This is a genomic window from Lentihominibacter sp. (genome assembly GCF_046951855.1).
GTDB lineage: Bacteria > Bacillota > Clostridia > Peptostreptococcales > Anaerovoracaceae > Lentihominibacter > Lentihominibacter hominis.
In genome coordinates, this window is the sequence record NZ_JBKTXS010000045.1 from 1 (window position 1) to 10,389 (window position 10,389).

The following is a 10,389-nucleotide window of genomic DNA, read 5'->3' on the forward strand; positions in this document are numbered from 1 at the left end:
GAAGAGTTATGCATCGCAGGTGGAAAAGGATGTCTCGGCAGAGGGAAAGGTTTCGTTTCGTAAGGATCTTAATGTAATGCTGAGCTCAAGTATTAATATTGACGGCAATATGAAGAAGATACAGGAGGATCTTGGATATCAGGATGAAAATGCGGCAGAAGAAGATTATGTCAGAATAGGGGTTAACTGGGGATATACCTCTGCTCAGGCCGATTCAAATATTGATATGGAAAGTATTTTAGCTATTTTAGCTTTTTTGGTTCTTGTAGTGTTTACAGGGTATTTGATAATATATAATATATTTCAGATTTCAGTTTCGGGAGATATACGTTATTATGGCCTTTTGAAAACTATAGGCGTCACACCGAAGCAGCTTCGCAGGATAATAAGAAAACAGGCGCTGATGTTGTGCGTGTTAGGATGCCCTGTGGGAATGGCAGTGGGGTATCTGGCAGGATATGTTCTGACGCCTGTGGTGATATCTCAGACAACACTCGGTGAGGCCAGCCTGACGGTGAGTGCTTCTCCTCTTATTTTTGCAGGGGCAGCTGTATTTTCTCTGATTACTGTTCTTCTGTCATGCGCTAAACCGGGGAGAATCGCTTCCAAAGTTTCACCTGTTGAAGCCACAAAGTATACGGAAAGAGCCAAAACAGCAAGGAAAAAACGCACTACAAGAGGCGCGAAACTGCATAATATGGCGTTTGCTAATCTTGGAAGAAACAAATCAAAGACTGTTCTTGTAGTGGTATCGCTGTCGCTGTCTGTTGTTCTGCTTTCTATACTGATGGCGTTTACAAACGGGTTTAGCATGGAGAAATATCTTAATGAAAAAACATGTGCTGATTTCATAGTAGGAAATACTGACTATTTCAGGTTCAGAGCTAATAGTTCAAAGTCAGGTATGAACAGTCAGGATATAGACCAGATAAAGGAAAACACAGAAATATCATGGGGAGGAGAAGCATGGTCACTGGCAGATACAGGTTCTGTAGAGTGGATCACACAAGAGCAGTTTACAGAGATGTCATCAGAGCAGACTTCGGAAACATCGAAAGATCGACTCAATGACAAAGAAAGCAGAGGAAGTCTTGTTAACATTGATATACAGATAGAAGGACTGGATACTCCGCTTCTTGAAAAGCTTACTGTTTTAGACGGAGATCTTACCCAATTATCTGATCCGAATAAGAAAAACATCGCTATTGCCGTTCATACTGATGATTACGGCAACGCAGATGATTTGAAAGATTACCCGAAAGTGGGAGATAAAATTACTGTAACATATGTGGAAAACGGATATTATATAGACAGCCGTACAGGTAAATTGAGTGATGAGAAGACTCCGCAGGAATATATCCAATATCATATAGATAAAGGCCATGATGTGGAATATACTGTTGCCGCACTTGTAACGGTACCGTATCAAATGTCTTTCAGATCATCAAACCTCTACGGAAGAGATGCCATACTGCCTGTAGATAAGTTGAGGGAAGACAGCGGTGATGATTTGTTTTCATTGTTTTATATGTTTGATACACCTGATTATAAAGCAGAAGTGAAAGCTGAAAGCTTTTTGACTAATATGACCAAGGGTGAATCATCAGGGCTTATGTATGAGAGCAAAGCTTCCATAAGAGATGAATTTGAAGGTTTCAGAAAGATGTTCATTATTTTAGGAGGTGTTCTCTGTGGGATAATAGGTCTTGTGGGAATATTGAACTTCTTCAATGGGATAATGACGGGGATATTAAGCAGACGAAGAGAGTTTGCAATGCTGCAGTCTATAGGCATGACGGGAAGACAGCTGAAGACTATGCTGATTTATGAAGGATTGTTTTATGCTCTTGCGACAATACTCTTTTCATCAGTTCTGACAGCGCTTCTGGGACCTTTGGTAGGAAATATGATGGAAAAAATGTTCTGGTTTTATGAGTACCATTTTACTTTTATGGCCATCACTGTAACAGCTCCTGTTTTCCTGGTACTTGGAGCAGCGCTGCCGGTGATAGTATATAAAAATGTATCAAAGAAAACAGTTGTTGAACGTCTTCGAGAGAGTTAGTGATTATGACAAATAGACAATACAGATATTGGCAAAAATATGTTTTGATATATTTTGAATTAACCTCTTGAAATTAACGTATGATATAACTATAATTAACATTATAAAAACAATATAAGATTAAAATTTATCCTGAGATGTGCGACAAGGCAGTGTAATTCAACCTACGTAACGACATTGGGAGCCCGGGTTTTTGGCGAGCTTATGTCAAGCCTCCTTTGAGTGGAAGACAGAAGCGGAAACAGGGCACCCCCCTATTGAAAGATAGGGTGTGAATTATATCCTTGACGGCATGTCGGGATTTTTTTTAGTAATTAATAGATGAATAAATTTTGATCATATGAAAAATATTCCTGTTATCCTCTTGATTTTTAGCAGGAGTTGACGTATTATATTATTAGCACTCAAAACTAACGAGTGCTAATAAAGTGAAAAGGAGATCAATATGGCTAAAAAACAATTTAAAGCAGAGTCAAAAAGACTTTTGGATTTGATGATCAATTCGATCTACACTCATAAAGAAATATTTTTAAGAGAGCTTATCTCAAATGCCAGCGATGCGATAGATAAACTCTACTATCGCTGTCTGACAGAAGGAGATACAGGTATATCAAGAGATGAGTTCTGTATCAGACTGGAAGCTGACAGAGATACAAGGACATTGAAGATAACCGATAACGGTATGGGAATGACAAAAGATGAGCTGGAGAAAAATCTGGGAACCATTGCCAAGAGCGGTTCTTTGGATTTCAAAGAAGAAATAGAAAAGAAGGATGAAATCGATATAATAGGGCAGTTCGGAGTCGGATTTTATTCAGCGTTTATGGTAAGTGACAAAGTTAGCGTACTAAGTAAAGCCTATGGAGAAGATCAGGCATATTTGTGGGAATCATCCGGAGCTGACGGATACAGTATAACCGAAGCTGAGAAGGAAGGATGCGGTACTGAGATCACTCTGACTCTTAAGGAGGATACAGATGATGATAAATACAGTGAATATCTGGACACCTATAAAATAAAGAACCTTGTTACGAAGTATTCAGACTATATAAGATATCCAATACAGATGATGGTGGAAAAGAATCGTCTCAAGCCGGGCTGTGAGGATAAAAAGCCGGAAGAGCAGGAGTATGAGACATATAGTGAGCTTGAGACACTTAACAGTATGGTACCTCTGTGGAAAAAGAGCAAAAGTGAGATAAGTGACGAAGATTATAATAATTTCTATAAGGAAAAGTTTTTTGATTATACAGATCCGGCTAAAGTTATACACACAGATGTTGAAGGTATCGTAAGTTATACAGCATTATTGTTTATTCCCGGACAGGCTCCATTTAATTATTATACGAAAGATTTTGAGAAGGGGCTTCAGCTTTATTCTTCAGGAGTACTTATCATGGACAAGTGTGCGGATTTGCTTCCGGATCATTTTAGTTTTGTGAGAGGTCTTGTGGATTCTCAGGACCTGTCTTTAAATATTTCAAGGGAAATGCTTCAGCATGACAGGCAGCTTAAGGCTATAGCCCAGAGGCTTGAGAAGAAGATAAAAAGTGAACTTCTTTCTATGCAGAAGACAGACCGGGATAGATATGTAAAGTTTTTCAAGAACTTCGGCCTTCAGCTTAAATATGGACTTTATGACGGATTCGGGGCTCATAAGGATATGCTTAAAGACCTTGTGATGTTTTATTCTTCCACAGAGAAAGATTTGGTTACACTTTCTGAATATGTCAGCAGAATGAAGCATGAGCAGAAGAATATATATTATGCGTCGGGGGAAAATGTAGAGAAGATCGATAAACTTCCTCAGACGGAACTTCTCAAGGATAAAGGGTATGAGATATTATATCTTACAGACGACATAGACGAATTTGCTTTGCAGATGTTGCAGGAGTTTGATGAAAAGGAGTTTAAATCAGTATCAGCGGAAGATCTTGATATAGGAGAATCAAAAGAGGAAAAAGAGGAATCCGAGAAACAAGCAGAGGAGAGCAAAGACCTTCTCGAGTTTATGAAAGAGGCTTTGGAAGGAAAAGTTTCCGAAGTGAGACTTTCAGGAAGACTTAAGAGCCATCCTGTATGCCTGACTTCAAAGGGAGGTCTTTCCATAGAAATGGAAAAAGTTCTCAATTCAATGCCTACCGATGAAAAAGTACAGGCTCAGCGTGTACTTGAGATCAACGCAAAGCATCCTGTTATGGAAGCACTCAGAAGACAGTACGATACAGATAAAGAAAACGTGAAAAAATATGCATCGCTGCTTTATGATCAGGCTTTGATGATAGAAGGCCTTCCTGTAGAAGACCCTGTAGCTTTTTCGAATGCTGTATGTGAGCTTATGACAAAATAACTTGCAGCATGACTTAACGAACACATTGATTACATGGTTATTCATGGTATAATAAATACCTGGGCGGCATATATTGTCGTTCAGGTATTTTATTGTGCATGGGAATATCATATTGATATTTCCAAAATATAAACAGACATAGCCGTAAAAGGGTACGGTGTATTTTATTTATATAAAGGAGAGTTTAAAATTGCAGGCATTAACATCGATTGAAATTTTGGAAAAAATATCGGATTCCGCTGTTGCAAAAGCGCGCGGAAGCATAAAGCATTTTATTTTAGCTATACTGGCGGGAGCTTATATAGCTTTTGGAGCTCAGGCATCTGTGATGGCATCATTTAATCTGGTTTCCGATCCAGCTACCTTTGGTATCGGCAAATTGGTATCTGCTATGGTTTTTCCTGTGGGACTTATGATGGTAATGTTGTGTGGCGCAGAGTTGTTTACCGGCAATAATCTTATGATTATAGGAACGCTTGACAGAAAGATAAAGATGTCGGGTATGTTAAAAAACTGGATAGTTGTTTACATAGGTAATTTTGTCGGGGCTTTGTTGATTGCAGCTTTAGTCAATTATTCCGGACTTTTGGAGAGCGGAGGAGGGCTTCTTGGTGCCGTCACTGTTAAAACAGCTGTTTCAAAAGTCAGTCTTGATTTCGGTAAAGCCTTTGTTTTAGGTATAATGTGTAATTGGATGGTTTGTCTTGCTGTATGGATGGTAACAGGAGCATATACTACTATAAGTAAAATTTTTTCGATATTTTTCTGTATAGGTCTTTTTGTAGTTTCAGGATTCGAGCACAGTATCGCTAATATGTATTTTGTTCCGGCCGGTATAATAGCATCAGGAAATGATGCTTTTGTACAGCTTCTTGGCACAGACATATCAAATCTTAACATAGAAAATTTCCTGATGGGGAATCTTTTACCTGTTACATTGGGCAATATAGTAGGAGGCGGTATATTTGTAGGAGTTGTATACTGGCTAGTGGGCAGAAAGCTTAAATAAGAGTGCGGGTGTATTGTGTGAGGAGAAAAAATAAATATGAAAAAAATCAATATAGCGAATATAAAGGGATTCAGGATAGGCAACGCCCAGAATGAAAAAGCAGGAAGCGGATGCACTGTCATTATATGTGAAGACGGAGCTGTCGGAGGTGTTGATGTGAGAGGCGGAGGTCCTGCTACACGGGAGACGGATCTTCTCTCTCCTGTGAGTTCATGTGAGAAGATTTATGGTGTTCTTTTATCGGGAGGAAGTGCTTTTGGACTGAATTCTGCGGCAGGAGTTATGAGATATTTAGAGGAAAGAAATATAGGCTTTGATGTAGGTGAAGGATATGTTCCTATAGTTCCGGCAGCATGTCTTTACGATCTGTCAGCTGGAGATTTTTCTTTCAGACCGGATGCAGATATGGGTTATGAGGCTTGTGTAAACTCTGAGCTGAATAGTCCGCAGCAGGGTAATTACGGAGCTGGAACAGGGGCTACCGTAGGAAAATTTTTAGGCGCCGCAAGATCAATGAAAGGCGGACTCGGTATATATGCTGTACAGATAGGCAGGCTTAAAGTCGGAGCTGTAGTGGCTGTAAACTGTTTGGGAGATGTTTATGATGCTGATACAGGAAGGCAGATTGCAGGCCTTTTGGCAGAAGACGGCACAACGCTTGAGAGTACACGCAATATTATGTGGGATAATATTCAGCAGCCGAAAAATGTTTTTACAGAAAACACTACAATAGGATGTATTATAACAAACGGCAGACTTACGAAAGCTCAATGCTGTAAACTGGCTTCCATGAGTCATAACGGTTATTCGGCAGCTATAAAACCTGTTCATACATCGGCGGATGGCGATACAATATTTTATCTTTCAAAAGGAGAGGTAGAAGTTAATCCTGATGCGCTGGGTGATCTCAGCTCTTACATCATGTCGAAAGCTATAAATGAAGGTATCAGAAATGCAGTGTCAGCATATGGATTTGCGGCGGCTGCAGATCTGAAAGAACAGAGAGTATAATAGGTGAATATATGAAAAAGATAGCTATAATAGATGGTAACAGCCTGATAAACAGAGCATATTATGCCATGAGGAATCCTATGATAACAAAGGATGGAATATTTACTCAGGGTATATTCGGTTTTCTTAATATGCTGGACAAGATTAAACGTGATTATGAACCGGAATACATGGCTGTCGCATTTGATATGAAAGCTCCTACATTCAGACATAAGGAATATGAAGAATATAAAGCTGGAAGAAAAAAAATGCCACCTGAGCTTGCTATGCAGATACCTCTTTTAAAGGATATACTCAGAGCAATGAATATAAAGCAGCTGGAACTTGAAGGTTTTGAAGCGGATGATATCATCGGGACTATAGCTAAAAAAGCCGAGACAGAAGGATTGAATCCTTATATAATTACAGGAGATAAAGATGAGCTTCAGCTGGCTTCTGATGTTACTAAAGTAATAATAACGAGAAAAGGTGTTTCAGAGTTTGATATATATGACAGGGAAGCCATGATAGAAAAATATGGCTTTACACCTGAACAGTTCATAGATTTTAAAGGTCTTATGGGAGATCAGTCAGACAATATACCCGGCGTTCCGGGAGTAGGTGAAAAGACAGCAACTAAGCTGGTGATGGAGTTTGGGAGCATAGAGAATCTGCTGTCCAATACAGATAACATAAAACCAAAAGGTGTAAAGCAAAAAATAGAAGACAATGCTCAAATGGCTGTTATGAGCAAGAGACTGGCTACTATAAATACACAAGTGCCTATAGAGGTAAACTTTGAAGAATTTTTTATTGAAGAGCCGGATTATGATAAGCTTGTCGAACTGTACACCAAACTGGAGTTCAATAAATTTCTTAAAAAACTTAATATAGGAATAAGTAACAAGACATTTTCAGAGGAAAACGATTCTCATAATATGCCGGTAGACACCTCGGCATTTCAGCGAATTATAATAGACAGCGATGAATCATTGAATAAAATAACCTTCAGTGATAAAACTGTTATAAAGGTTTTCGGGGACTATAATCATACAGGTGATGTTTTCATAGAAGGCGTAGCTGCTGTAAATGGAGGAATATACTATTATTTTGATTATCAGAAACTTGAGAATTTCCCGGACTGGCTTTTACGGCAGGATGTGACATACTGGGGACATGGACTTAAACGTGATTATTTTATGTTAATGTGTGAAGGCGTGAAAAACTTTGATACAGGATTTGATACCATGATAGCCCAGTACGTATTGGATTCCGGAAGAAGCAATTACAGTCTGGCTGCCATATCAAATGAATATCTTCATATCACTGTAAAAGATGAGAAGAATTTTTTTAGTGACAATGGACAGGTTGATATGTTTTCTGATAATAAAAAAGCCTATGTGGATTATGGCTTTGATGTGTGTACAGCTGTCCTGAACCTCGCAGATATGCAAAAGGAAAGGCTTAAGCAGGAAGAACTAGATAATGTGTTTTACAATGTTGAGATCCCTCTCATTATAGTGATGGCTTCTATGGAATATGAGGGGTTTAAAGTCGATAAAAATGTTCTTCGGCAGTTTGGGCATGTGATGGCTGAGAAAATTGATGAGATATCGGCAAAAGTTTTTCAATTGGCAGGAGAGACTTTTAATTTGAATTCTCCTTTTCAGCTGGGTGATATATTGTTTGAAAAATTAGGCTTGCCTGCAGGAAAAAAGACAAAAAGAGGATATTCCACCAGTGCTGATATTCTTGAAAAAATAAAAGATAAGCATCCTATAGTACCTGCTGTGCTGGAATACAGGACTCTTTCGAAACTTAAAAGCACATATATAGAAGGACTTATTCCCCTCATCAGTGAAACTGACGGAAAAGTTCATGCGCATTTTAATCAGACAGTGACTACTACGGGGCGTATAAGTTGTACAGAGCCAAATCTTCAAAATATACCTATAAGACAGGAAATGGGAAGAAAGTTAAGGAAAGCTTTTATACCTGATTCAGATGACTGTGTTCTTGTAGGAGCTGACTATTCTCAGATTGAACTTAGGGTTCTTGCTCATATGTCCGCGGATCAGGCGCTGATAGAGGCCTTCAACAGAGGTGAGGACATACACAGAGCAACTGCAGCCAATGTTTTAGGAGTACCGGAAGAAGAGATAACTATTGAAGAAAGAAGCCGAGCAAAAGCTGTGAATTTTGGTGTGATTTATGGCATGAGCAGTTTTGGTCTTTCTACGGAGCTTAATATAACGAGAAAAGATGCAGAAGAATATATAAACACATATTTTAAAAAACATATGGCAGTAAAGGCATTTATGGACGGACAAGTAGAATTTTGCAGAGAAAAAGGTTATGTAACTACAATAATGGGAAGAAAGCGATATATAAAAGAAATAAAAGCTTCAGCCTATATGGTGAGACAAGTGGGGGAAAGACTTGCCATGAATACACCGATACAGGGAAGCGCAGCCGATATAATAAAGATAGCGATGATTAAAGTATATAATGCCATAAAAGAACGAAATCTAAAATCAAGTCTGATACTGCAGGTACATGATGAGCTTATAATCAATACCTACAAAGATGAGAAGGAAGAGATCGAGAAACTTCTTGTGGAAAACATGGAAGGAGCATATCAGATGGCGGTCAAATTAAAGGCTGATCTTAACGAGGGAAGCAGCTGGTATGAATTGAAGTAATATCGTACAGTGTTTTGTTTTACAGAAAAGAGATATTAAAATGATAAAAGTAATTGGTCTTACTGGCGGGATAGGTACAGGAAAATCTACCGCTGCAGAGTATTTAATACAAAAGGGATTTGCACATATAGACGCTGATGATATAAGCAGGAAACTTACAGAGAGCGGAAGCGATATGCTTCCAGTTCTTGATGAAATATTCGGGCCTGAAGGCGAGTTCGGCGACGGAAAAACCAGAATACTTGATGATAAAGGAAATCTTATTAGGAAAGCATTGGCGGCTGTAGTTTTTTCAGATATAAACAGAAAATCTCGTCTTGATGAGATAATGTTTTCCAGGATTATAGCAAGAATAGATGAAAAAATAGCGTGGTTTAAAAGACATCCTGCTGAAGCCGGCAAAGGTGTGCTTTTGGATGCGCCTCTGCTTTTCGAGGCTGGGCTTGACAGTAGATGTGATCTTGTTCTTGTTTTAGTGGCTGATATGGATGTGAGGCTGGCCAGAGTATGTTGCCGTGACAGTGCTACTCCTGAGGAAGTACGAGACAGGATAAAAAGTCAGATGAGTGATAATGAGAAAATAAAGAAAGCTGATGCAGTAATAGATAATTCTGAAGAGAGGGCTGATTTGTACGAGAGCCTTGATGAGTTTTTGAGAGAGTATTTTTCTGTATTTTAAATACATGAAAATACTTTATGAAATTTTCAAAAAATTCTTGCAAACTGTATTGAGCGGTGCTATAATAAATTCAAGAAAGGAGAAGTCAAACAAATTTTGATAAAAAGTTAGAGCAAGAGATGTAACTTGGAAGTTAGAATTTGTATGATGAAGAAAGAGGGTGAGTCCGCCAGAAATGTCAATTGAAGAACAAAGAAAATACCAGCCTGCAGAAATTTGAAACGCCATACTTTATAAAGTGATTATAAAGAGGGTAATGAGTAAAGCGGAAACTTTAATATAATCGAGAAGTAATAGCTGACATACAATCAAAAGATTGTGAAGGGATAAGAGAATATTTTGAACAAGTCAGAAGGGTATCGATTTAAAGATGAAAGCTTTGCAGAAAAGAATGTATTCAGACAGATGAGGCTGGTATTTTTATTGTCATATAAAATATTATTTTTTAAACCTTTAAAAAAAGTAAATTATTTTGTTGACAAAAGGAATAAAAATCTATACAATAGAGAAGCACTGTTAAGTAAAAACTTAATAATATATGCGGCCTTGGCGGAATAGGCAGACGCGCACGTTTGAGGGGCGTGTGGGAGACCG

The 10,389-nt window shown here is 38.4% G+C and carries 7 protein-coding genes and 1 other RNA gene; all 8 read left to right on the top strand.

The window, feature by feature from the left end:
- Nucleotides 1–2,065: ABC transporter permease (locus ACLR96_RS09490; protein ID WP_412265764.1), on the top strand; the 2,065-nt coding region annotated here is incomplete at its 5' end.
- 126 nt (nt 2,066–2,191) lie between these two features.
- A non-coding RNA gene (gene ssrS, locus ACLR96_RS09495) (6S RNA) lies at nt 2,192–2,371 on the top strand.
- A gap of 139 nt (nt 2,372–2,510) precedes the next feature.
- Nucleotides 2,511–4,415 carry a molecular chaperone HtpG gene (gene htpG / locus ACLR96_RS09500; protein WP_177268368.1) on the top strand — a complete coding sequence of 635 codons (1,905 nt, stop codon included), beginning with the start codon at nt 2,511–2,513 and terminating at the stop codon, nt 4,413–4,415.
- 190 nt (nt 4,416–4,605) lie between these two features.
- Nucleotides 4,606–5,424: a formate/nitrite transporter family protein gene (locus ACLR96_RS09505; RefSeq protein ID WP_187525528.1), complete on the top strand. Its 819-nt coding sequence runs from the start codon at nt 4,606–4,608 to the stop codon at nt 5,422–5,424.
- Nucleotides 5,425–5,460: 36 nt separating this feature from the next.
- The gene (locus ACLR96_RS09510) at nt 5,461–6,435 is read left to right on the top strand and encodes a P1 family peptidase (RefSeq protein WP_177268372.1); all 975 of its coding nucleotides are present in this window, start codon (nt 5,461–5,463) and stop codon (nt 6,433–6,435) included.
- 11 nt (nt 6,436–6,446) lie between these two features.
- On the top strand, nt 6,447–9,116 hold the full coding sequence (polA, locus tag ACLR96_RS09515) for a DNA polymerase I (RefSeq protein ID WP_177268374.1): 2,670 nt from the start codon (nt 6,447–6,449) through the stop codon (nt 9,114–9,116).
- A 40-nt stretch (nt 9,117–9,156) separates the two neighbouring features.
- Nucleotides 9,157–9,795: a dephospho-CoA kinase gene (gene coaE, locus ACLR96_RS09520; protein ID WP_177268376.1), complete on the top strand. Its 639-nt coding sequence runs from the start codon at nt 9,157–9,159 to the stop codon at nt 9,793–9,795.
- Nucleotides 9,796–10,134: 339 nt separating this feature from the next.
- Nucleotides 10,135–10,353 carry a hypothetical protein gene (locus tag ACLR96_RS09525; protein ID WP_177268378.1) on the top strand — a complete coding sequence of 73 codons (219 nt, stop codon included), beginning with the start codon at nt 10,135–10,137 and terminating at the stop codon, nt 10,351–10,353.
- The last annotated feature ends 36 nt before the right edge of the window (nt 10,354–10,389 follow it).

Excerpts from the sequence above, each read along its gene's own strand:
- ACLR96_RS09510 (WP_177268372.1), top strand. The coding sequence starts at position 5,461 with ATGAAAAAAATCAATATAGCGAATATAAAGGGATTCAGGATAGGCAAC.
- polA (WP_177268374.1), top strand. The coding sequence starts at position 6,447 with ATGAAAAAGATAGCTATAATAGATGGTAACAGCCTGATAAACAGAGCA.
- htpG (WP_177268368.1), top strand. The coding sequence starts at position 2,511 with ATGGCTAAAAAACAATTTAAAGCAGAGTCAAAAAGACTTTTGGATTTG.
- coaE (WP_177268376.1), top strand. The coding sequence starts at position 9,157 with ATGATAAAAGTAATTGGTCTTACTGGCGGGATAGGTACAGGAAAATCT.